This window comes from Microbacterium sp. Y356 (genome assembly GCF_059445355.1).
In genome coordinates this window covers 2,622,171-2,643,712 of sequence record NZ_JCAIUE010000001.1, presented here as the reverse complement: position 1 = coordinate 2,643,712, position 21,542 = coordinate 2,622,171, and the positions used below count along the sequence as shown (strand labels likewise).

The following is a 21,542-nucleotide window of genomic DNA, read 5'->3' as shown; positions in this document are numbered from 1 at the left end:
GCGCGACGTGGGTTCAGCGAGGATTCAGTGCCACGCGCAGCGGCGCCCCTGGCGCGGACGCCGCTGCGAGCGCCGCATCCACATCGCTGAGCGGATACACCGCACCGACGACCTCGCTGAAAGGATAGGCGCGACCTCGGCCAGCAAGGAAGCCGACCGACGCGGACAAATCTGTCGCCGTGTAGTTGTGCACTCCCGTCACCGTCACCAGTCGCCGCACGATGCTTTCGGCATCGAGTGGAACCGGATCGGCCGGGAACACACTGCCGACGAGCACGACAGTGCCGCCGATGTCGGCAGCGGCGATCGCGTCGGCGACGGCGTGGCCGGATGCCTCGATCACGATGTCTGCCGGCCCGGTCGCCGCTACCGCCCCCACCCCTCCGAACCGCTCGGCGAAGGTCCGTCGAGCAGCAGACGGGTCGACGACGGTGACCTCTGCGCCGGCATCCGCGGCGATCGCCACTGCAGACAACCCGACAAGACCTGCACCATAGACGAGCACGCGCACGCCCTCAAGGCCGCGTCCGGCGGCTCCGCGGGCGACTGCAGCCCACGCCGTGGCAGTAGCGCACGACGCGGGTGCAAGGATTGCGGCCGGCAGAGCTTCCGGCACGCGAACGATCGTGGTGCCCGTGCGCAGGTGAGCGTGGCTGGCGAACCCGCCGGTGAGCTCCCACCGCGGCTCAATACGCTCGTGTCCGTACTTCGCCAGCGTCCGACATTTCTGGGTGAAACCCACGGCGCAGCGATCGCACGTGCCGCATGACACGGTAACGGACCACACCACACGGTCGCCGATGCGCAGAGCGCTGGCATCCGCTGCCATCACGCCGTCTTCTCCGACTGCGATCACCCGGCCGACACTCTCATGTCCCAGCACCAGCGGCGCCGGCGCCGAGCGATGCCCCTGAACGGTGTGCACATCAGAACCGCACACCGTCGAGAGCTCGATGGCCACGAGCACGTCTCCGCGGCCGAGGGCGACGCCAGGAACGGCGACGGTCTCGTGCGGCTGACCCACGCCGAGCCAGACCATGGCCGTTGCAGCGGGTCTCAGCGCGACGTCGTGCCGCTCCTCGTGCGGCAGAAGAACACGCATGTCAGGTGGCCTGTGCGAGTGAAACACCGAGCAGATCGCGCTCTTCCAGCGCCGCCTGCAGACCTGTGACGTCATCGAGCACGGCATCCGCACCGGCATCCATCAGCGTCGCGCGATCATGTGCGCCGGTGAGCACCCCGGCGATGAAACCTGCGCCTGCCCTGAGACCGGACTGCACATCGCTGCTCGTGTCGCCAGCAACAGCGACGGCCTCAACCGAGGAGGTGCCGGTGCGCAGCAGCGCGGTGAGTACCAGGTCGGGCGCTGGGCGCCCACGACCGGCATCTACCGGCGACAGCGCCAGGTCAACCAGGCCATGCCAGCCCAGTCCATCAAGCAGCGCGTCACGAGTCACCGGGGCGAACCCAGTGGTGAGCGCGACCTTGAGCCCGGCATCACGCAGGTTCGAGATAGCGTCAGCGGCGCCAGCAATCTCTGCCACGCCCTGCTCAGCGATGATCTCGGAGTAGGCACCCTCGAACGCGGCGGTGGCCGCAGTCGCGGCGGAGATGTCGCCACCTGCCAGGTGCGTGAAGACGTCGATCTTCGACATGCCCATGGTTTCGCGGACGTAGCGAAGAGCGTCATCCCACGGCATCCGATCGGCAACGCCGGTGCGTTCAGCGGCACGCTGGAACGCCTGCTCGACGACGCCGTCATCGCGGACGGTCGTTCCTGCCATATCGAGAACGATGAGTTCGATGTTGGTCATGGGGTTCCTCCCTGTGCGGGCTGCAACGCCCGGTCGTATGCGGTCTGAAGCGTGCGCTCGGCGAGCCCCAGACCCGTTGTCATGCCGATCCCCGTCGTCGCGGCGATCACGTGCAAGCCCGGTTCTGGCTCCTCGATGAGGAACTCGCTCGGTCCGGACGCGTACACGCCCTGCCAGCGCTCGAGCACGCGGAATCCATCGACGTCGAAGAGCACGCGAGCCTCGTCGAGGAAAGCGGCGAACGCTGCCTCCGGCTGAAAAGGCTCCGGCTGAATTGCCCTGGCGTGCGAGTCGCCAAAGATGAGCGAACCGTCCGGCAGCTGGGTGTACATCTGATTCAGATCGAGTGCGGCAAGATCGGGGCGCGCTGCATGCAGTCGCTCGCGCAGTGCCGTGGTCTCGGAGAACGCAGTGAAACGTCCGTAGCGCAGCAACGACCACGCGGTCAGCAAGGGAGCATCGAGCGTGCGCGGTAGGTCTGCTGTGACCCGCATCATGTCGAGCGTGCAGCGGATGACGCCGGCTCGCTCGGCGAGATCAGGCAGTAGCTGATCGATGTCGTGATTCACCGCAACAACGACGAGACCAGCGTCGATGGAGCCACGGGTCGTCTCGACCCGGCCCGGGGCCACCGTTGTCACAGCCGTGCGGAACCGGAACTCGACTCCGAGGGTTACCAGATGCCGGACGATTGCTCCCGCGGCTTCACGCGGGTTCGTCTGCAGGTCGGGTTCGAGCAGCGCGCCGCCCAGTACTGCATCCTGGCGCAGCGGCGCGCGGCTCAGCAACTCGCTCTGCGAGAGCATCCGCACGTCGCCATCAGCTGATGCCCGCTCGAGCACGGCAAGTTCGTCGTCGTGGCGCGCGGCGATGAGGGTTCCGGATTCGCGCAGCCAGAAGTCGGCATCCTTCGCGAGCTTCAGCCACAATTCGCGTGAGGTGTCGGCGAACTCGCGGGCAAGACCGCTCTGAGCGCCGATGCAGACGTGACCGAAGTTGCGGATTGTGGCACCGACCGGCGCCTCGGTGCGATCGATGACGATGACGCTGAGGCCTCGTCGGATTCCGGCGTAGGCCGCGCCGAGGCCGACGATGCCCGAGCCGACTACGACAAGGTCTGCGGTGTCTGCCGACATGGAATGGATCTTCACGGCGGCCTTTCGATGCAGACGAACTGTTCCGTGACAACTGTGACACTCGGCAGAGCGGCCACTGCGCCGATCCGGGAAGTGTTTGCCTTGCGTTAACCCGACCTTCGCTCGGGTGAACACGAGTCAAACAGGCCAGGCCGCGGGCGATTTCTACAGCGGCTTCTATCGGGCCGCAGCGTGATTACGTCGACACCGATGGCGTCGGCCCACGATGGCGTCGGTGGACGCAAGGACGCGCATCCCCCAACACGGCATGGAGCGCGAGAGCATCCTCGTGGGGAGAGCCGAACCAGTGCGATCGCGAGCGCAAGGGGATTCAAAAGCCGAATACCGCGCTCGCGCCCGCGATCGCAGCGCTGGGGACGCTTTATTCTGGGGTGCTCCTCACGGTACCGAGGCACGGCTGCGGGAAGAAGAGACGAAGGTCGAAATAGTATTAGACCTTCGTCCAATACTCTGCGCTAGTCGGGTGCTGCCGACATCACTCACACTGTGGGCAGCCGAGCCGACACCGTCCACCGATCATCGACTGCGCCGGCGCTGAACTCGCCGCTCGCCCCGAGCACCCGCTCAGCCATTCTGTTGAGGCCGGTGCGGCTGGAGGACAGGTCTCGCCGCGGCGCCACCGGAAGTGGGCTGCGGATCGTGAGCAGCACAGATTCACCGTCAATTTCCAGCCCGATTCGTACTTCCCCATTACCGGCATACTTGAGGACGTTCGTCGCGGATTCGCGCACGATTCTGGCGAGAATGAGATCGCCCGCTCGAGAGATGCGATCGTCGCGAGGGTCTCCTTCGAAGACCACCGAATACCCTGCGTCCTCGAACTCATGACGGGCTTCTTCGATGGCTGCGGCGAGTCCATCCGTCTGCCCACCGGGCGAACGCGGTCCATCGTCGGCGAGCTCGATCACGAAGCGCAGATCGGTCATCGCCTTCTTCGCGGCAAGCCGGATCGCCTCCTGTGAGTTCTTGCTCGCCTCTGCATCGTCGAGCATCTGGACGTGCAGTGCCACCACGGTGAGTTGGTGCGCGATGCTGTCATGCAGTTCACCCGCTATCCATCGCCGTTCGGCGAGCACGGCTTCATGCTCCTGCTGCGCCTGGATCGCGAGTTGCTGCTCCAAGCGGCGACCACGCGCCGATGCCATCCGGAGAGCAAAGCCGACTGCTCCCGCCACTGCCGCAAGGATGAGGTAGATGCCGACATTCACTGTGACGCCGCGGTCGCTATAAGTGATGATCGCGGTCGCTAGGAGGAAGAGGGCGGCGTACGACAGAATCAGTGCGGTTCGCCCCAGTCTCATGACCAGTCCGGCCGCAACTGAGGCAGCAAGGATCACAAGGAACTCGGATTCCGTGATGAATGACACGGCAAACAGGAATCCGAGTGAAGCGGTGGCTACCCAGGGCAACCAGAGGTAAAGCGCAAAGGCCGCTGTGGTCGCGATGCTGAGAAGGGAGGTGAGGAGATTAACGTCAGAAGAGAAGAAGATGCCGAAGATGTCGACAGCGATGAGGCCACCGATGATCACCAGCAGGGCGATGCGTTCGAGAGCGCTCAATTTCTCGCCCCGTGTCAACCGGAGAACGTCGGGTCCATCTCGGGACGACAGGTCCAAAGCCATAGTCCCTTATCCTATTCGCCAGGGGTTCTAGCGGTAGATGCCAAGAGCTCGTCCAAGCTGTTCCCAAAAAGTCATAGTATTCACCGCCTTGATCTAGTCGTACGTCGAATGTCTGAATTCATCTTCTCTCTAGCTCGCAGCGGGCACATCTGACCTGCGAGCAGTCTTTGCTAGCCAAAGGTCTACATGCCACCAGGCCGGGCCTCCAGCCGCAGTTAGGCTTCCCCCATGCCGGAAATTCGCGTTCTCATCGTCGATGACGATCCCCTGGTTCGCGCTGCGCTCTCACACTTCGTCTCCCGCGCCCCGGACATCCAGGTCATCGGCGAGGCCGAGAACGGCATCGAGGCGATCGCCTCAGTGGAACAGCAACGCCCCGACATCGTCATGATGGACGTGCAGATGCCGGAGATGAACGGCATAGAGGCGACCGCGGCGATAGCCAGACGCTGGCCGAACGTGCGCATCCTCGCTGTGACCACGCTCGACGGTCGAGACACGGTCCTTCCGATGCTGAGCGCCGGCGCGTCCGGATATCTGCTCAAAGACTCCAGCGCCGAGGACATCGTCTCCGGAGTACGAGAAGTCCACCAGGGCGCAAGTTCCCTCTCACCCCGGATCGCGTCCATGCTCATCAAGCACGTGCGCGACACCGAACCTGCGGGCGGCACACCTTCAGGCGGCCTTGAGCCGCTCACCGAACGTGAGACAGAGGTGCTGCACCGTCTGGCCGACGGCATGTCGAATGCCGAGATCGCACGTACGCTCATCGTGTCTGAAGGCACCGTCAAGGCTCACCTCGGGCGCATCATGTCGAAATGGCAGGTGCGCGACCGAGTGCAGATCCTCGTCGCGGCCGCGCACGCAGGACTCGTGACTTTCCGCTGATCCCCGCGGCGAGGCTCGGGCCCGCATGCCCGCGATAACCGGGCCGCCCGATTACGATCGAAGCATGCCCGTCACTTCCCCCGCCCTCGCTCACGCCGAGGATCTTGCCGATTTCGTCGCAGCGTCCCCCTCCAGCTATCACGCAGCTGTTGAGGTTGCGCGGCGCCTGGAAGAGGTCGGATTCGTGCGGCTGAACGAGGAGGACGCGTGGCCGACACCGGCCGGCGGCCGTTTCGTCGTCGTGCGTGACGGCGCCGTGATCGCATGGACTGTGCCCGCGGATGCGGCGGTCACGACTCCCGCGCAGATCTTTGGCGCACACACCGACTCCCCCGGTTTCAAGCTCAAGCCGAAGCCGACCACGGGCTCGCGCGGCTGGCTGCAAGCCGGCGTCGAGGTATATGGAGGGCCGCTGCTGAACTCGTGGCTCGACCGGGAGCTCCGCCTCGCCGGACGCCTCGCTCTGGCCGATGGGCGCGTCGTACTCGCCGACACCGGCGCTCTGCTTCGACTGCCGCAGCTCGCCGTGCACCTAGACCGCGAGGCGAACAGCGGACTGACGCTCGACAAGCAGTTCCACACCCAACCGGTGTGGGGCCTCGGCGACCCGACCGCGGAGGATCTGCTCGGCGAACTCGCGGCCTCGGCCGGGGTTTCCGCTGCGGACATCCGTGGGTTCGACGCGGTCGTGGCCGACTCCGCACGCGGTGCGGTCTTCGGCAAGGACAATGCGTTCTTCGCGAGCGGGCGCCTCGATGACCTGGCATCCGTGCACGCGGGAGTCGTCGCACTCGCCAGTGGCGGGGTGGGCGACCGCATCGCCGTCCTTGCGGCTTTCGACCATGAAGAGCTGGGATCGTCATCCCGCTCCGGAGCGGCGGGCCCATTCTTGGAAGACATCCTTGTGCGCGTATATGCCGGGCTCGGTGCGGATGCATCCGAACAGCGCCGGGCGTTCGCGGCGTCTTGGCACCTCTCCAGCGATGTCGGTCACTCCGTTCACCCCAACTACGCGCACAAGCACGACCCGATCGTCCAGCCGCTGCTCGGCTCTGGGCCGATCCTGAAGGTCAACGCCAACCAGCGCTACGCGACGGATGCCATCGGCGCCGCCGCCTGGGCACAGTGGTGTGAGACGGCAGGGGTGGCCTCGCAGGAGTTCGTCTCGAACAACGCGGTGCCGTGCGGTTCGACGATCGGCCCGATCACGGCGACCCGTCTCGGCATCCGAACGGTGGATGTCGGCATCCCGATCCTCTCGATGCACTCGGCACGCGAGCTCGCCGGGGTCTCTGACCTCTATGCGCTGACGCGCGTCGCCGACGCGTTCTTTTCGGCCTGAGTTCGGGTACCGACGCGAGTTCCGCGACACCTGCACGAGCATCCGACATCTGCACGAACGATTCGGCGATCTCGTCGTGCAGATGTCGGGCCGTCGTGCAAGTGTCGCCAGCATGTGGCCCATCGGCGCCGGATCCAGTGCCAATATGGGGGCATGTCCGAGAAGATCGCAGCTGGGCCCGGCCTGATCGAGCGCGCCGGCATCGAAGTCATCCCCGAATCTGAGCGAACGGCGAAGCCCCGCGACCTGTTCTGGCCGTGGTTCGCGGCGAACGTGTCGGTGTTCGGCATGTCGTATGGCTCGTTCGTGCTGGGCTTCGGCATCTCGTTCTGGCAGGCGACGATCGTGTCCGTCATCGGCATCGTGGTGTCGTTCCTGCTGTGCGGGCTCATCGCGATCGCCGGCAAGCGCGGCTCAGCGCCGACGATGGTGCTCTCCCGTGCGGCGTTCGGCGTGCACGGACAGAAGGTGCCTGGCATCGTGTCGTGGCTGACCTCGATCGGCTGGGAGACATTCCTCGCGATCTTGGCGGTGCTCGCCACAGCTACCGTCATCACGCAGCTTGGCGGAGATGGCGAGAGCATCGCACTGAAGATCACCGCCACGATCATCGTCGCGGCGCTCATCGTCGCGGCATCCGTTCTCGGGTATCACACGATCATGAAAATGCAGTCGGTGCTCACCTGGATCACCGGCGCCGTCACGATCCTCTACGTGATCCTCGCCTTCTCCCACATCGACTTCGCGGCTGTCATGGCCCTCCCCAGCGGCAGCCTCGCCCAGACCATCGGCGCGCTCGTGATGGTGATGACCGGTTTCGGCCTCGGCTGGATCAACATCGCCGCCGACTGGTCGCGCTACCAGAAGCGCACCGCCTCGGATGGCGCGATCGTCGCCTGGAACACCATCGGCGGCTCCATCGCACCGATCATCCTCGTCATCTTCGGTCTCCTGCTTGGCGCATCCGACGAGGATCTACTGAACGCGATCGCCGGCGACCCTGTCGGCGCGCTCGCCACAATTCTGCCGATCTGGGTGCTCATCCCCTTCCTGCTGACGGCCGTGCTCGCGCTCGTGTCCGGTGCGGTGCTCGGCATCTACTCGTCCGGCCTCACACTTCTCAGCCTTGGCATCCGCATCCCCCGCCCGTCGGCGGCCGCAATCGACGGCGTGATCCTCACCATCGGCACGATTTTCGTGGTGTTCTTCGCGACCGACTTCCTCGGTCCGTTCCAGAGCTTCCTCATCACGCTCGGTGTGCCGCTCGCCTCGTGGGCCGGCATCCTGATCGCCGACATTCTTCGCCGCAAGAAGGACTACGACGAGGATGCTCTGTTCGACGCAAAGGGTCGCTACGGCGCGTGGGACTGGACCTCGATCATCACCATGGTCGTCACCAGCGTCATCGGCTGGGGCCTGGTCATCAACAACTTCGCCGCGGAGGCCGCCTGGAACAACTGGCAGGGCTACCTGCTGTTCATCGTCGGCGGCAAGGACGGCGACTGGGCCTACGCGAACCTCGGCGTTTTCTTCGCGCTGGTGCTGTCGTTCGTGGTGACGTACTTCGCTCGCGCGGGAAAAATTCGGCGGCAGGAAGAAGCATGACCGCCAGCGAGTCCTGGCTCGTCGTCATCGATCCGCAGGTGATCTTCGCTTCGCCCGATTCCGCCTGGGGCTCGCCGCTCTTCGCCGACGCGATGCCTCATATCCGCGCACTGGCCGATGCCTTCGGCGAGCGCGTCATCGTCACCAGATGGATGCCGACTGCAGACCGATCCACAGCATGGGGCGCGTATTTCGAGGCCTGGCCGTTTGCTGATCAGCCACCCACAGATCCGCTGTTCGATCTGGTTCCCGAAGCCCGTGATCTCAGCCCGCATCCGACACTCGACCTGCCCACGTTCGGCAAGTGGGGAATCGAGATCGAGGAAATCGTGGGACGAGGTGCACACGTCGTTCTCGCCGGAGTCTCGACCGACTGCTGCGTGATCTCGACCGCGCTTGTCGCAGCGGATGCCGGAGCCCACATCACCATCGCCGCCGATGCCTGCGCCGGATCAAGCGCCGAGAATCACGCGGCCGCGATCCAAGTGATGGGGCTCTACCCACCGCAGATCACCGTCAATAGCACAGCAGAGGTGCTCGCGGAAGGCCCCTGAACAGGTGTCCAGCGCTTTGCTATCGTCAGTGCCAGCACGTAACTGGCAATGACTTTCACTGAGCGACACCTGACGAAACTGATGTGATGCCTGAAGATACCTCGCCCCCTGTTCGCTCGAACCGGGGAAACGCGGCCCCGCCGCCTCGCTGGCCGGTGCTGATAGGGTCGGCCGCGGCGATCCTGGCGATCGCTCTGTGGGCGATCCTTGCACCCGAACACGCGGGCGAAGTGATCGGCGTCATGGTCGTGTGGATCTCGTCGACCTTCGGCTGGTACTTCGTCCTCACCGCAGCAATCGTGGTGGTGTTCGTGCTGATCCTCGCGTTCTCCTCTGCGGGGCGCATCAAACTCGGACCCGACCACTCCAAGCCGCAGTTCAGCATGTTCACCTGGGCATCGATGCTGTTCGCGGCAGGTATCGGCATCGACCTGATGTTCTTCTCAGTCTCAGAGCCCGCAGCGCAGTACATGCATCCGCCGACCGGCGAGGGCGAGACGATCGCCGCCGCCCGGCAGGCGATCGTGTGGACGTTCTTCCATTACGGCCCCGTCGGCTGGGCGATGTACGCGTTGATGGGCGCCGCTTTCGCCTACTTCGCGTATCGCCGCAACCAGCCGCTCAGCATCCGCTCGGTTCTGGCCCCTGTCCTGGGCAAATACTCCGCAGGATGGCTGGGGCACAGCGTTGACATCTTCACGGTCCTCGGCACCGTGTTCGGCATCGCCACTACCCTCGGCATCGGCGTCGTGCAGCTCAGCTATGGCATGCACGTGCTGTTCGGCACCCCCGACGGCGTCTCGATGCAGATCGCCCTGATCGTCTTGGCCGTGGCGATGGCCACCGTCTCCACAGTGTCTGGTGTAGAGAAGGGCATCCGCAGGCTCTCCGAAGCGAACGTCATTCTCGCCATCGCTCTGTTGGTGTGGATCACCGTCACCGGCCAGACCCGGCTCATCATGGAGGGCCTGGTGATGAACGTCGGCGATTTCGTCGCCACGTTCCCGAGCATGCTCATGGAGACGTTCGCGTGGAGCCGTCCCGATGACTGGATGCAGGCATGGACGCTGTTCTTCTGGGCCTGGTGGATTGCGTGGGCACCGTTCGTCGGCCTGTTCCTCGCGCGCATCTCACGGGGTCGGACGCTCCGCCAGTTCATCCTCGGTGTGCTCGTGATTCCGTTCGCCTTCATCGCGATCTTCATCTCGGTCTTCGGTAACTCCGCACTCGCACTCATTCAGGGCGGAGATACCGCCTTCGCTGAATCGGCAGTGAACACACCGGAGCGGGCCTTCTTCGACCTGCTGCAGCAGTATCCGGCGGCTCCGGTGGTTCTCGGCGTTGCCCTGCTGACCGGCCTCCTCTTCTACGTCACCTCCGCCGACTCGGGGGCGCTGGTGCTGGCGAACCTGACGTCGAAGATGGAAGATCCGAGACAGGATGCCGGCAAGCTGCAGCGCATCTTCTGGTCGCTCGCCACTGGTCTGCTGACACTCGGCATGCTGCTGGTGGGCGGCGTTCCGACGCTCCAGCAGGCCACCTTGATCATCGGGCTGCCGGTGTCGCTGCTGCTGTATCTGGTGATGATCTCGCTGTACCGCGCGCTGGGTTCCGAGAAGCAGCATCGCGCGGGATACCTCGCCGCGATACCGGGCAGATTCGGCCCCACGCAGACGAACTGGCGGCAGCGACTGAAACGCTCGACGACATTCCCACAGCGTGCCCAGACGATCGCCTATTTGGAGAAGATCGCCGCCCCCGCGCTGAAGGAAGTCACCGATGAGCTGCAGGCAGCCGGTGCGCAGGCGACGCTGGAGCGTATCGACATCGAAGGGCTGGACGTGCCCTCGATGGTGCTCACCGTGCACTTCGACGATGCCGAGGACTTCATCTACCAGGTGTATCCGATAAGCCAGGAGCTCCCGACCTTCGCCTACCGAAGCATCAGTCAGTCCGGCCAGTACTACCGGCTCGAGATCTTCACCGCTACTGGTTCACGCGGGTACGACGTCTACGGCTACACGAGCGACCAGCTGATCACCGATGTGCTCAGCGCCTACGAATCCCACCTGGAGTATCTGCGCATCACGGCCGATGTTCCGGAGCCCGTCTTCACAGAGGCACTGCCGGTGATCACCGATTGGCAAGGCGATTTCCAAGATCCGGCATCCGATGCGGACATGACCAGCCCCGACCCGACCGCTGCAGATGACTCAGCGAACATTCCCCCTGAAAAGGAGACCCCATGACCTCGACACTCTTCATTGACGGCGCCTGGACCTCGGCGATCGAAGGAGGGACCCGAGAGATCCACTGCCCGGCAGACGGCACGCTCGTCGCAGTCGTCGACGAGGCTTCGGAGGCCGACACGATCGCGGCGATCCACGCCGCACGGCGGGCGTTCGACAGTGGCGAGTGGAGTTCGACTCCGGCGCCAGCGCGCGGCGACTTCCTGCTGCAAGTGGCAGAGCGCTTGCGAGAGCGCAAAGAGGAGTTCGCACGCGCCGAATCTCTCGACACCGGCAAACGCCTGATCGAATCGCGCATCGACATGGACGACATCGCGGCCTGCTTCGACTACTTCGGAAAGCTCGCCGCCCAAGATGCCGGGCGGATCGTAGATGCCGGCGACGCGAACGCGCTCAGCCGCATCGAGCACGAACCAGTCGGGGTGTGTGCGCTGATCACGCCATGGAACTACCCGCTGCTGCAGGCCGCGTGGAAGATCGCACCGGCGCTGGCCGCGGGAAATACATTCGTCCTGAAGCCCGCTGAGCTGAGCCCGCACACGGCGATCCTGATGATGGACGTGCTCGATGAGCTCGGCCTGCCGGCCGGCGTCGCCAACCTCGTGCTCGGCGCTGGCGCCACCGCCGGCGGTCCGCTTTCCACGCACGAAGACGTGGACATGGTCTCGTTCACGGGTGGGCTGGTCACTGGTCGGCTGCTCGCGGCGAATGCCGCGGCGACCGTGAAAAAGGTGGCGCTGGAACTGGGCGGCAAGAACCCGAATGTGATCTTCGCGGATGCCGACTTCGATGCCGCGGTCGACAACGCGTTGAATGCGGCATTCGTGCACTCAGGACAGGTCTGCTCTGCCGGTGCCAGGCTGATCGTCGAAGAGTCGATCGCCGAGCGCTTCGTCGATGAGCTGGTCCGACGCGCTGAGGCGATCCGCCTCGGCGGACCGTTCGACGACGATGCGGAGACCGGCCCGCTCATCTCCGCCGCGCACCGCGAGAAGGTCGACGCCTACGTGCAGGCCGGCGTCGCCGAGGGCGCACGGTTGCGCACCGGAGGGCGGGCACCTGCGGGCGATCTGGCGGACGGCTTCTACTACTTGCCAACCATCCTCGATCAGGTGAAACGCGGCATGTCGGTGGTGCGTGACGAGGCGTTCGGTCCTGTCGTCACCGTCGAGACGTTCTCCACCGAGGACGAAGCGGTGGAGATCGCCAATGACACCATCTACGGGCTCGCGGGCGCCGTCTGGACGCAGGATGCTGGGCGCAGCCAGCGCATCGCCCGGCGCCTCCGCCACGGCACGATCTGGATCAACGACTACCACCCGTACCTTCCGCAGGCGGAATGGGGCGGGTTCAAGCAGTCTGGCTTCGGCCGTGAGCTGGGCCCGATGGGTCTGGCCGAATACCAGGAAGCCAAGCACATCTACCAGAACCTCACCCCCGCGGTGACGGGCTGGTTCCCCGAGCACTGACGTACTGATCTGGAGTGATGACGATGAAGACGACGCATACCTTCGACTACGTGATCGTCGGCGGCGGCTCTGCCGGCGCCGCGGTGGCCGCCCGACTGAGCGAGGATCCCACCGTGACGGTGGGCCTGCTGGAGGCCGGGCCCTCCGACACAGATGAACAGGTCGTGCTGCAGCTTGATCGCTGGATGGAGCTGCTGGAATCCGGCTTCGATTGGGATTACCCGATCGAGCCGCAGACGAACGGCAACTCGTTCATGCGGCACGCACGCGCGAAGGTGCTGGGCGGATGCTCCTCCCACAACTCCTGCATCGCGTTCTGGGCACCGCGCGAAGATCTCGATGAGTGGGCACACACCCACGGCGCGAGCGGCTGGGAGTCAGAACAGACGTATCCGCTGTACAAGAAGCTCGAGACCAACGAGCTGCAGGGCGAGCTTCACGGCCACGACGGCCCGGTACATCTGATGAACGTTCCGCCAGTCGACCCGTGCGGAATCGCACTGCTGGATGCCTGCGAGCAGGCCGGCATCCCCCGCGTGCAGTTCAACACCGGCGAGACGGTCATCAACGGTGCGAACTTCTTCCAGATCAACCGCCAGCCCGACGGCACTCGAGCATCGTCGTCGGTGTCGTACCTGCATCCGATTCTGGAGCGGGATAATCTCACGATCCTCACCGGGCAGCACGTCAAGGAACTCACCTTCGACGAGCACAACGTGTGCACCGGAGTCATCAGCGTCGACAACCCCTTCGCACGCTCTTCGCACATCGAAGCACGTCGTGAGGTCATCGTCTCGGCCGGCGCCATCAACACCCCTCAGCTGCTGATGCTCTCCGGGATCGGCCCGGCGGCGCATCTGCGCGAGGTCGGTATCGAGGTGCGGGTGGACTCCCCCGGTGTCGGCTCGAACCTCGCCGATCACCCAGAGGGGGTCGTGCAGTGGGAGGCGAAGAAGCCCATGCCGCGCGCATCGACGCAGTGGTGGGAGATTGGGATCTTCACACCGACCGAGGAGGGGCTGGACCGGCCCGATCTGATGATGCACTACGGCTCCGTGCCGTTCGATATGCACACCTATCGCGCCGGCTATCCCACAGCCGAGGAGATGATCTGCCTGACCCCGAACGTGACGCACGCCCGCTCGCGGGGGACGGTGCGGCTGCGCTCGATCGACTACCGCGACAAGCCCAAGGTGGATCCGCGCTACTTCACTGACTCAGAGGGCCACGACATGCGGGTGATGATCGACGGCATCCGCAAGGCGCGCCAGATCGTCGCGCAGCCAGCGATGGCCGAATGGGCAGGGCGCGAGCTCGCACCGGGAGCGGATGCCACGAGCGACGAAGATCTGGCCGACTACATCCGCGCTACCCACAACACCGTCTACCATCCGGTTGGCACGGTGCGGATGGGCTCGGCCGACGATGTCACCTCTCCCCTTGACCCGCAGCTGCGCGTCAAGGGCGTGACCGGATTGCGTGTGGTGGATGCCTCGGCGATGCCGGAGATCACCACGGTCAACCCCAACATCACGGTGATGATGATGGGCGAGAAGTGCGCCCAGCTCATCCGCTCGGGGAGCTGAGCTCAGGCCGACGACCGGACGGCGGCGGCGATGTCGGCGGGTGTGCCGTGCCACGGAGCGCCGTGCCCGGGCAGCACCCACGACGCCTGGACCCGCGCCAGGGCCTCGAGGGATGCCAGCGCTTCTGCCGGCTCATCAGTGAAGGGGGCGGGCTGCGGGCCGCTGTGCCCGGTCAGAACGTGCCGGGTCGTGAGCGCGTCGCCAACGAAGACGGCATCCGCCGCGGGCGCGTGGACAGCGATGCTGCCGGGCGAGTGACCGGGCATCCCAATTATCACCGGCGCGCCGGGCAAGTCGAGGACATCACCGTCGGCGACCGCGGTGACTTCCTTTACGTACCTCGTGCGCATCGCGTTCTTGCGCAGACCATAAGCGAAGAAGCCCAACATCGGGCCCAGCCGTGATGGCCCCATCGGGGTCTTCGGCTTCTCGCCAGTGCGGGTGCGAACAGCATCCGCCGCATGCACGTAGACCGGCACGCCTGCCTCGCTGCGCAGCCGCTCGGCGAAGCCGATGTGGTCGCTGTCACCGTGGGTGAGGATGAGTCCGCGGATGTCGGAGAGCGGGCGGCCGATCGCCTCGAGCTCCTTGTGCAGATCATGCCAGTGCCCCGGCAGGCCGGCGTCAACCAGGGTGATGCCCTCGGGCAGGTCGATCAGATACGAGGCGACGATGTCATTTCCCAGACGGTGCAGGTGCGGTGCGAGCTTCATTTCGTGTCCTTTCCGCCATCCGCGTGGCGCTTGTCATAGCTACAGTACGTAGCTATGATGGCTAATGTCAATAGCTACTATCCGAGGAGACCAGGATGCCGACACCGGAACGCACGTCATATCCAGCGATCATCACAGCCGGTCGAGAAATCCTCGAGGAGAACGGCCCGGCCGGACTAACGATGAATGCCGTCGCCGCCCGCGTCGGGGTGCGCGCACCGTCGCTGTACAAGCGGGTAAAGGATCGGGATGCGCTGATCGCCGCCGTCGCCGAGGCGGTCGTGGACGAGGTCACCGCACGGCTGGAGGCCGCGGGCAATGATCTCGAGTCCCTGGCCCTCGCCTATCGCGCACACGCACATTCGACGCCGGAGGGGTTCCGCCTGATGTTCACCGCATCCGCCCCACTGACCTCACTCGATCGGGCTGCCGCTCCCGTCATCCGCGCCGCATCCGCACTCGTCGGCGAAGACGACGCACTGGACGCAGCCCGCCTCTTCACCGCCTGGGCCACCGGATTCTTACAGATGGAGCTGTCCGGGGCGTTCCGACTCGGCGGAGACGTCGATCGGGCCTTCGCCTATGGCTTGCGAGCCATCATCGCGGGGCTGCGGCACCATTCAGCGGCATCCTGAACACGGCCGACGCGCGAGAGAGAGGGAACTCCTGCCACACTGAACCGTGGAAGGGGTTCCATGACCACGCTCACGCACGAGGCCGCACACGACGAAGACAACCCGAAGAAGCCGCATCGGCGGTGGCGGAAGACGAGGATCACCCTCGGAATCATCATCGTCGTCGCACTTGTGGTCGCGATCGTTGGAGCCATCACCCCCTGGCCATCCGCCATGGTGATCCGGGCCGTCTTCACACAGGGCGGCGACGCCACGGCTGCCGAGATGGACAAGTACGTCCCAGACACGAAGCTCACCGAGACACTCGATGTCTCCTACGGTGACGACGGCGTCGACACGACGATGGATGTCTTCACTCCGGCATCCGCCACTGGCCCCCTGCCGACCATCGTCTGGATCCACGGCGGCGCCTGGGTCTCCGGCTCGAAGGAGAACGTCGACCCGTACATGCGCATCCTCGCCGCCGAGGGGTACACGACCATCGCCGTGAACTACACGCTCGGACCAGAGGGCGCTTATCCGAAAGCCGTGCACCAGATCAACACGGCGCTCGGGTACATCGACGAGCACGCCGACGAGCTGAACGTCGATGCGTCGCAGATCGTGCTCGCCGGAGACTCCGCAGGCGGCCAGCTGGCCAGCCAGATGGCGACGCTCATCACGAGCAAGGACTACGCCGAGATCATGGACATCACGCCCGCGCTGTCGTCTGATCAGGTCATTGCGACGGTGCTGAATTGCGGCGTCTACGACCTCGCCGCGCTCGCCGCGCTGGACGGCATCGTCGGCTGGGGCCTGAAAACGTCGATGTGGGCGTACGCCGGCTCGAAGACCTGGGCGGAGGGTTCGACCGGCGCGACGATGTCGACCGTGAACTGGGTGACGAAGGACTTCCCGACCACCTACATCTCCGGCGGCAACGGTGATGGTCTCACCTGGCTGCAGTCGATTCCGATGGCACAGCGCCTCGACGAACTCGGCGTCGACGTGACGACCCAGTTCTGGCCAGCACCTCATGAGCCGCAGCTGCCGCATGAGTACCAGTTCCACCTCGACATGCCGGATGCTCAGACCGCGCTTCAGGCGACGATCAAGTTCTTGGACGCGAACACGACCCGCTGACCTGAACGCTCTTTCGGGGATACTCTCGGTGATCATGGGCACTGAAAACTCCACTGGCACAGATAACGAGCGCGCGCTCGAAGACGGCATCGTCACCGACCTCACCGGGCGGATGACCTACGGGTCATACCTCGAATTGGACAAGCTGCTGGGTGCCCAGCATCCGGTCAGCACACCTGAGCATCACGACGAGATGCTGTTCATCATCCAGCACCAGACCACCGAGCTGTGGTTGAAGCAGCTCCTGCACGAGCTGTCGTCCGCGCGTGACCTGTTGGCGAGCGACGACCTGCGCGAGGCGCTCAAGCGCGTCGCGCGAGTCAAACGCATCCAGGACGTCATGACCCAGCAGTGGTCGGTACTCGCGACCCTCACCCCGACCGAATATGCGCAGTTCCGCGGAGCGCTGGGCAACTCCTCCGGGTTCCAATCCGTGCAGTATCGCGCTGTCGAGTTCGCCCTGGGCAACAAGAACGAGCGGATGCTGGCGGTCTTCCGTGATCACCCAGCCAACCTGGCGCTGCTCACTGTCGAGTTCGAACGCCCGACTCTGTATGACGAATTCCTGCGGTACGCGTCTCGCCGTGGCATCCCGATTCCGACCGAAATTCTCGAGCGCGACGTCCACGAGCCGTACCGGCCGCACGCATCTCTCGTACCGGCGATCCAGGAGATCTACGAGAACCCGAAGAAGCACTGGGATCTCTACGAGGCGTGCGAAGACCTGGTGGATCTCGAGGACAACTTCCAGTTCTGGCGCTTCCGGCATCTGAAGACCGTCACCCGCACGATCGGCATGAAACCCGGCACCGGCGGATCCAGCGGCGTCGACTTCCTGCAGCGAGCGCTGGCACTGACCTTCTTCCCCGAGTTGTACACCGTTCGCACCGAGATCGGCACGTGATGCGCGCCGTCACCTACTTCGACGGAGCGGTGCTGCGCGAAGGGATGCTGACGAAGGATGCCAGCGGTATCACACTGCACCCCTCCCCGGCGCCAGAGGATGCACAGCGTCTGGATGGCGTGATCACCGGGCTGTTCACCGACCACCATGTGCATCTGCAGCTCATCGATCCGAGCGGGCTCGCCACGAGCCGGCTCGGCAGGGTCATCGACCTGGGTGCAAACGTCGACGCGGTGCGCGAGTACGACTTCGCGCTTGAAGACGACGGGATCCAGCTCGAGTACGCCGGCCCTTTCCTCACCGCCGTCGGCGGCTACCCGGCTGATCGGGACTGGGCGCCGGAGGGTGCTGTGCACCAGGTGCGGGATGCCGCGGATGCCGCAGCCGTGATCGGTCTGCTTGCCGCGGCAGGGGTGCGTTGGATCAAAGTCGTCGGCAACAGCGACGCGGGCCCAGTGCTGGACGACGAACTGTTCCGCGCGGTGGTTCGCGAAGCTGCGGAGCACCGCCTTCCGGTCGTGGCCCACGCCGAGGGTCCAGGTCAAGCGCAAAGGGTCGCGCACCTTGGAGCAGCCCGTCTTGCGCATTCTCCTTTCACGGAACGCCTCACCGATGACGAGATCGCGGTGCAGGTGGCATCCGTGTCGTGGATCTCGACGATGGCAATCCACGAGGGTGAGGCGTACGCGCACGTGGTCGACAACGTGCGCCGTTTCGCGGCGGCCGGTGGAGATCTGGTCTACGGCAGCGACATGGGCAACGGCCCGACCCCGGTCGATCTGCGCGCCACCGAAATCGAGGCGCTGCGCGAGGCAGGCGTGGATGGGGTTGCTCTGCTGACGGCGCTCGCGCCGCTCGAAATCGGGTCGAGCGCCCTGCTCCTTCTCCCTGACGGCGACCCTGTGCGCGCCCACCGTCTCACGATTGCCGATCTGGAGAACTGACATGTCTGATCTGCTCGAGCTCGCCCGTTCGCTGGACGCACGCGACCCGCTGGCCCCGCATCTCGACGCGTTTGTCGAGGCCCCGGGCGTCACCGCATACCTGGACGGCAATTCGCTCGGCAGGCCGCTGCGCTCGCTGCCCGACCGTCTCGCGGCGTTCGTGCGCGAGGACTGGGGCACACGTCTGATCCGCTCCTGGGATGAGCAGTGGATGGAACTGCCCATCGAACTCGGCGATCGGATCGCCGCGCTGTGCCTAGGCAGCGCGCCAGGGCAGACGGTCGTCGCCGATTCGACCACCGTGCTGCTGTACAAGCTCATGCGCGCGGCGGTGGCTGCGCGGTCTGACCGCAGCGAAATCGTGATCGAGGAGGGCAACTTCCCCACCGACCGCTTCGTCGCCGAGGGGATCGCCGCCGAACGCGGACTGACACTGCGTTGGATCAGCCCCGATCCGGTGGCGGGCGTGCAGGTCGATGACATCGCCGAAGCGGTCTCAGAGCAGACCGCGCTGGTCGTGCTCAGCCACGTTGACTACCGCTCGGGCGCGTTGGCAGACATGGCCCCGATCACGGATGCCGTGCACGAGTCTGGCGCGCTCATGATGTGGGATCTGTGCCACTCTGTCGGCGTGATCCCGATCGAACTCGATGCGTGCGGCGTCGACCTCGCCGTCGGGTGCACCTATAAGTATCTGAACGGCGGTCCGGGCTCCCCGGCCTTCGCCTATGTCAACGCGCGCCACCACGGGATTTTGCAGCAGCCCATCCAGGGCTGGATGGGGGCGGGAGACGTGTTCGCGATGGGTTCCGCCTATGCACCGGCCACCGGCATCCGTCAGTTCATCAGCGGCACGCCTCCGGTGCTCGGGATGCTGGCGATGCAGGGCATGCTCGAGAAGATCGAGGATGCCACGATCACGGCCGTGCGCGAGAAGTCGAAGGCGCTCACCGATCTGGTGGTTCGTGCCTTCGACCAGGAGCTCGCTCCCCTCGGTGTGCGACTGCTGAGTCCGCGCGATGCCGACCGCCGCGGCGGGCACGTGACGATCGGGCATCCGGACTTCGCCGAGGTGACCAAGACGCTGTGGGCAGATGGAGTGATCCCAGATTTCCGCTTCCCCGATGGCATCCGACTCGGGCTGTCGCCTTTGAGTACGTCCTACGTCGAGGCGGTGACCGGCGCGCTGGCCGTGCGTGACGCGCTGAGGGTGTGATGCGCTCGCCCTAGGATGAGAGGCGATGAGCAACGCCGGAAATGACACGAACTGCGGCCCCGGCTGCACCTGTGGCGCACCTGCCCGCGACCAGTTCCTGACACTCGGTGCGACCGTAACAGCGAGCACCCCTGCATCCGCTGCTCCGGCAGCCGATCGGCATCCGATCATCCAGGCCGAGATTCCGGCAGGAACCTTCCTGATGGGCGATTCCTCCGGCGACCAGAACCCCGGCGACGGAGAGACACCACGGCACGAGGTGACGCTGCCCGCCTTCTCGATCGATGCGACCGCCGTCACGAATGACGCGTTCGCGGCCTTCGTCACCGCGACCGGGTACCTGACGGAGGCGGCGACCTTCGGCTTCTCTGCCGTCTTCCACCTCGCCCTCGCCGCTTCAGAGGACGACATCCTCGGTCAGCCACCGGGAACCCCCTGGTGGTACGGAGTCCGCGGCGCCGACTGGGCGCACCCCGGCGGGCGCGAGTCCAGCATCGAAGGCCTTGGCGACCACCCGGTCGTGCACATCAGCTGGAATGACGCGGTCGCCTACTGCGAGTGGGCCGGCCGACGTCTACCCACCGAGGCCGAGTGGGAGTATGCGTCCCGCGGCGGCCTGCATGCCGCCAAATACCCGTGGGGTGACGACGAGGTCGACGCCGGCGGGTGGAGGGCGAACATCTTCCAGGGCTCCTTCCCCGGCGAGAACACGCGGGAAGACGGATTCCTCACCACCGCGCCGGTCCGATCCTTCGAACCCAACGGATTCGGCCTCTGGCAGAGTGTCGGCAACGTCTGGGAATGGTGCTCGGATTGGTACGACCCGACGTACTACGCGCGTCAGCTCGCGGGCGCGCCCACGGGGCCGGATGCAGGTACCTCGCGAGTGCTCCGCGGCGGCAGCTACCTGTGCCACATCTCGTACTGCAACCGGTACCGCAACTCGGCGCGGTCGCAGAACACTCCCGATTCCTCAATGGGCAACGCCGGCTTCAGGACAGTGACGAGATGACCAGACCACCACGCTCCCGATTCCCCGCAGCCGTCTATCGACACGGCGAAGAACCCGATGCTCGATTCACCTTTGCGAACGAGCGCACCTTCCTCGCGTGGACTCGGACCGCTCTCGCGCTGACTGCCGCAGGTGTGGCACTCGAGCTTCTCGGACTCGATTTGCAGCCCACGCTCAAGCTCGCCGCATCCCTCGTCCTGATCGGCACCGGCATCATCACCCCCGCGCTCGCATGGGTGAGCTGGATCCGCAGCGAACGGGCGCTGCGCCTCGGCAACCCGCTCCCCGCTTCGCTGCTGGCACCGCTGGCGGGACTCGCGGTGACCGTCGCCGGAGTGCTCATCCTGATCGCAACGCTGGTGTGATGGCGCTTTACGACTCTGGGCTTCAACCAGAGCGCACCGAGTTAGCATGGCGCCGCACCGCGCTCGCGATCGCCGTCGGCTCGCTGGTGAGCATGCGGGTGCTGCCCGTCATGCTCGGATCCACACTGTGGATTTTTCTCGGTGTCGCCGGAATGATCATCGCAGCGCTGATGTGGCTCGCCGCGCGTGCCCGCTATCGCAACGGGTACCGCGCACTCCAGGATGACGCGGGTAGTGTCGCGCTACCGGATGGACGTCTGATCGCGGCGACGGCCGTTTTCAGCATTGGCGTGGGCCTTGTCGCTCTCGCCGCCGTGATCGTCGCCGCCACCGCCTGAACCGCCG

20 protein-coding genes are annotated in these 21,542 nt (G+C 65.3%); 15 read left to right on the top strand and 5 right to left on the bottom strand.

The genetic code is table 11. The features are described 5' to 3' along the window. Positions 1–13 precede the first annotated feature (13 nt). The 4 genes from AC1C2Q_RS12635 to AC1C2Q_RS12620 form a co-directional block, all read right to left on the bottom strand. Positions 14–1,102, bottom strand: a complete 1,089-nt coding sequence (locus tag AC1C2Q_RS12635; protein ID WP_495450394.1) for an alcohol dehydrogenase catalytic domain-containing protein — start codon at positions 1,100–1,102, stop codon at positions 14–16. Position 1,103: 1 nt separating this feature from the next. Beyond that, on the bottom strand, positions 1,104–1,814 hold the full coding sequence (locus AC1C2Q_RS12630; RefSeq protein WP_495450393.1) for an HAD family hydrolase: 711 nt from the start codon (positions 1,812–1,814) through the stop codon (positions 1,104–1,106). Next, complete coding sequence (locus AC1C2Q_RS12625; protein WP_495450392.1) at positions 1,811–2,950, bottom strand: TIGR03364 family FAD-dependent oxidoreductase; 1,140 nt, start codon at positions 2,948–2,950, stop codon at positions 1,811–1,813. The genes AC1C2Q_RS12630 and AC1C2Q_RS12625 overlap by 4 nt, the downstream gene beginning before the upstream one ends. A 500-nt stretch (positions 2,951–3,450) precedes the next feature. After that, positions 3,451–4,530 carry a sensor histidine kinase gene (locus tag AC1C2Q_RS12620; protein WP_495450391.1) on the bottom strand — a complete coding sequence of 360 codons (1,080 nt, stop codon included), beginning with the start codon at positions 4,528–4,530 and terminating at the stop codon, positions 3,451–3,453. A 291-nt stretch (positions 4,531–4,821) separates the two neighbouring features. Here AC1C2Q_RS12620 and AC1C2Q_RS12615 point away from each other — a divergent pair, with 291 nt between their 5' ends. The 7 genes from AC1C2Q_RS12615 to AC1C2Q_RS12585 all read left to right on the top strand — a co-directional run bounded on the left by AC1C2Q_RS12615 (position 4,822) and on the right by AC1C2Q_RS12585 (position 14,286). Next, positions 4,822–5,481 (top strand): response regulator, encoded by a 660-nt coding sequence (locus AC1C2Q_RS12615; RefSeq protein ID WP_495431430.1) that lies wholly within the window; start codon positions 4,822–4,824, stop codon positions 5,479–5,481. A gap of 64 nt (positions 5,482–5,545) precedes the next feature. Further along, the gene (locus AC1C2Q_RS12610) at positions 5,546–6,823 is read left to right on the top strand and encodes a M18 family aminopeptidase (RefSeq protein ID WP_495431429.1); all 1,278 of its coding nucleotides are present in this window, start codon (positions 5,546–5,548) and stop codon (positions 6,821–6,823) included. A 153-nt stretch (positions 6,824–6,976) separates the two neighbouring features. Next, a complete protein-coding gene (locus tag AC1C2Q_RS12605; RefSeq protein WP_495450390.1) occupies positions 6,977–8,428 on the top strand; it encodes a purine-cytosine permease family protein in 1,452 nt (483 codons plus the stop codon). Beyond that, on the top strand, positions 8,425–8,982 hold the full coding sequence (locus AC1C2Q_RS12600) for a cysteine hydrolase family protein (protein ID WP_495450389.1): 558 nt from the start codon (positions 8,425–8,427) through the stop codon (positions 8,980–8,982). Before AC1C2Q_RS12605 ends, AC1C2Q_RS12600 begins: the two co-directional genes overlap by 4 nt. Before the next feature lie 86 nt (positions 8,983–9,068). Continuing rightward, positions 9,069–11,231 carry a choline BCCT transporter BetT gene (gene betT, locus AC1C2Q_RS12595; RefSeq protein ID WP_495450388.1) on the top strand — a complete coding sequence of 721 codons (2,163 nt, stop codon included), beginning with the start codon at positions 9,069–9,071 and terminating at the stop codon, positions 11,229–11,231. Further along, positions 11,228–12,700 carry an aldehyde dehydrogenase family protein gene (locus tag AC1C2Q_RS12590; protein WP_495450387.1) on the top strand — a complete coding sequence of 491 codons (1,473 nt, stop codon included), beginning with the start codon at positions 11,228–11,230 and terminating at the stop codon, positions 12,698–12,700. The genes betT and AC1C2Q_RS12590 overlap by 4 nt, the downstream gene beginning before the upstream one ends. Before the next feature lie 23 nt (positions 12,701–12,723). Beyond that, a complete protein-coding gene (locus AC1C2Q_RS12585; protein WP_495450386.1) occupies positions 12,724–14,286 on the top strand; it encodes a GMC family oxidoreductase in 1,563 nt (520 codons plus the stop codon). Between the two features lie 2 nt (positions 14,287–14,288). On the opposite strand, the gene AC1C2Q_RS12580 is transcribed toward AC1C2Q_RS12585, so the two are convergent. Beyond that, complete coding sequence (locus AC1C2Q_RS12580; RefSeq protein WP_495450385.1) at positions 14,289–14,999, bottom strand: MBL fold metallo-hydrolase; 711 nt, start codon at positions 14,997–14,999, stop codon at positions 14,289–14,291. A gap of 95 nt (positions 15,000–15,094) precedes the next feature. Here AC1C2Q_RS12580 and AC1C2Q_RS12575 point away from each other — a divergent pair, with 95 nt between their 5' ends. From AC1C2Q_RS12575 to AC1C2Q_RS12540, 8 genes are read left to right on the top strand one after another with little or no spacing between them, the layout of a single operon-like run. Then, on the top strand, positions 15,095–15,634 hold the full coding sequence (locus tag AC1C2Q_RS12575; protein ID WP_495431423.1) for a TetR/AcrR family transcriptional regulator: 540 nt from the start codon (positions 15,095–15,097) through the stop codon (positions 15,632–15,634). 60 nt (positions 15,635–15,694) lie between these two features. Next, positions 15,695–16,756, top strand: coding sequence for an alpha/beta hydrolase (locus tag AC1C2Q_RS12570; protein WP_495450384.1), 1,062 nt, complete (start codon positions 15,695–15,697; stop codon positions 16,754–16,756). Between the two features lie 34 nt (positions 16,757–16,790). Then, entirely contained in the window at positions 16,791–17,660 is an 870-nt protein-coding gene (locus tag AC1C2Q_RS12565) for a tryptophan 2,3-dioxygenase (RefSeq protein ID WP_495450383.1), read from the top strand. Then, positions 17,660–18,604 (top strand): amidohydrolase family protein, encoded by a 945-nt coding sequence (locus AC1C2Q_RS12560; protein WP_495450382.1) that lies wholly within the window; start codon positions 17,660–17,662, stop codon positions 18,602–18,604. Before AC1C2Q_RS12565 ends, AC1C2Q_RS12560 begins: the two co-directional genes overlap by 1 nt. 1 nt (position 18,605) lies before the next feature. Next, positions 18,606–19,820, top strand: coding sequence for a kynureninase (locus tag AC1C2Q_RS12555; protein ID WP_495450381.1), 1,215 nt, complete (start codon positions 18,606–18,608; stop codon positions 19,818–19,820). A 25-nt stretch (positions 19,821–19,845) separates the two neighbouring features. After that, positions 19,846–20,832, top strand: coding sequence for a formylglycine-generating enzyme family protein (locus tag AC1C2Q_RS12550; RefSeq protein ID WP_495450380.1), 987 nt, complete (start codon positions 19,846–19,848; stop codon positions 20,830–20,832). Beyond that, complete coding sequence (locus AC1C2Q_RS12545) at positions 20,829–21,197, top strand: YidH family protein (RefSeq protein ID WP_495431417.1); 369 nt, start codon at positions 20,829–20,831, stop codon at positions 21,195–21,197. Before AC1C2Q_RS12550 ends, AC1C2Q_RS12545 begins: the two co-directional genes overlap by 4 nt. Next, complete coding sequence (locus tag AC1C2Q_RS12540) at positions 21,197–21,535, top strand: DUF202 domain-containing protein (protein ID WP_495450379.1); 339 nt, start codon at positions 21,197–21,199, stop codon at positions 21,533–21,535. Before AC1C2Q_RS12545 ends, AC1C2Q_RS12540 begins: the two co-directional genes overlap by 1 nt. The last annotated feature ends 7 nt before the right edge of the window (positions 21,536–21,542 follow it).

Bases quoted from the DNA above. Each gene is read 5' to 3' on its own strand.
- AC1C2Q_RS12605 (WP_495450390.1), top strand. From the start codon at position 6,977: ATGTCCGAGAAGATCGCAGCTGGGCCCGGCCTGATCGAGCGCGCCGGC.
- AC1C2Q_RS12575 (WP_495431423.1), top strand. From the start codon at position 15,095: ATGCCGACACCGGAACGCACGTCATATCCAGCGATCATCACAGCCGGT.
- AC1C2Q_RS12550 (WP_495450380.1), top strand. From the start codon at position 19,846: ATGAGCAACGCCGGAAATGACACGAACTGCGGCCCCGGCTGCACCTGT.
- AC1C2Q_RS12570 (WP_495450384.1), top strand. From the start codon at position 15,695: ATGACCACGCTCACGCACGAGGCCGCACACGACGAAGACAACCCGAAG.
- AC1C2Q_RS12555 (WP_495450381.1), top strand. From the start codon at position 18,606: ATGTCTGATCTGCTCGAGCTCGCCCGTTCGCTGGACGCACGCGACCCG.
- betT (WP_495450388.1), top strand. From the start codon at position 9,069: ATGCCTGAAGATACCTCGCCCCCTGTTCGCTCGAACCGGGGAAACGCG.
- AC1C2Q_RS12580 (WP_495450385.1), bottom strand. From the start codon at position 14,999: ATGAAGCTCGCACCGCACCTGCACCGTCTGGGAAATGACATCGTCGCC.
- AC1C2Q_RS12630 (WP_495450393.1), bottom strand. From the start codon at position 1,814: ATGACCAACATCGAACTCATCGTTCTCGATATGGCAGGAACGACCGTC.
- AC1C2Q_RS12635 (WP_495450394.1), bottom strand. From the start codon at position 1,102: ATGCGTGTTCTTCTGCCGCACGAGGAGCGGCACGACGTCGCGCTGAGA.
- AC1C2Q_RS12545 (WP_495431417.1), top strand. From the start codon at position 20,829: ATGACCAGACCACCACGCTCCCGATTCCCCGCAGCCGTCTATCGACAC.
- AC1C2Q_RS12610 (WP_495431429.1), top strand. From the start codon at position 5,546: ATGCCCGTCACTTCCCCCGCCCTCGCTCACGCCGAGGATCTTGCCGAT.
- AC1C2Q_RS12600 (WP_495450389.1), top strand. From the start codon at position 8,425: ATGACCGCCAGCGAGTCCTGGCTCGTCGTCATCGATCCGCAGGTGATC.
- AC1C2Q_RS12590 (WP_495450387.1), top strand. From the start codon at position 11,228: ATGACCTCGACACTCTTCATTGACGGCGCCTGGACCTCGGCGATCGAA.
- AC1C2Q_RS12540 (WP_495450379.1), top strand. From the start codon at position 21,197: ATGGCGCTTTACGACTCTGGGCTTCAACCAGAGCGCACCGAGTTAGCA.
- AC1C2Q_RS12565 (WP_495450383.1), top strand. From the start codon at position 16,791: ATGGGCACTGAAAACTCCACTGGCACAGATAACGAGCGCGCGCTCGAA.
- AC1C2Q_RS12615 (WP_495431430.1), top strand. From the start codon at position 4,822: ATGCCGGAAATTCGCGTTCTCATCGTCGATGACGATCCCCTGGTTCGC.
- AC1C2Q_RS12560 (WP_495450382.1), top strand. From the start codon at position 17,660: ATGCGCGCCGTCACCTACTTCGACGGAGCGGTGCTGCGCGAAGGGATG.
- AC1C2Q_RS12585 (WP_495450386.1), top strand. From the start codon at position 12,724: ATGAAGACGACGCATACCTTCGACTACGTGATCGTCGGCGGCGGCTCT.
- AC1C2Q_RS12625 (WP_495450392.1), bottom strand. From the start codon at position 2,950: ATGTCGGCAGACACCGCAGACCTTGTCGTAGTCGGCTCGGGCATCGTC.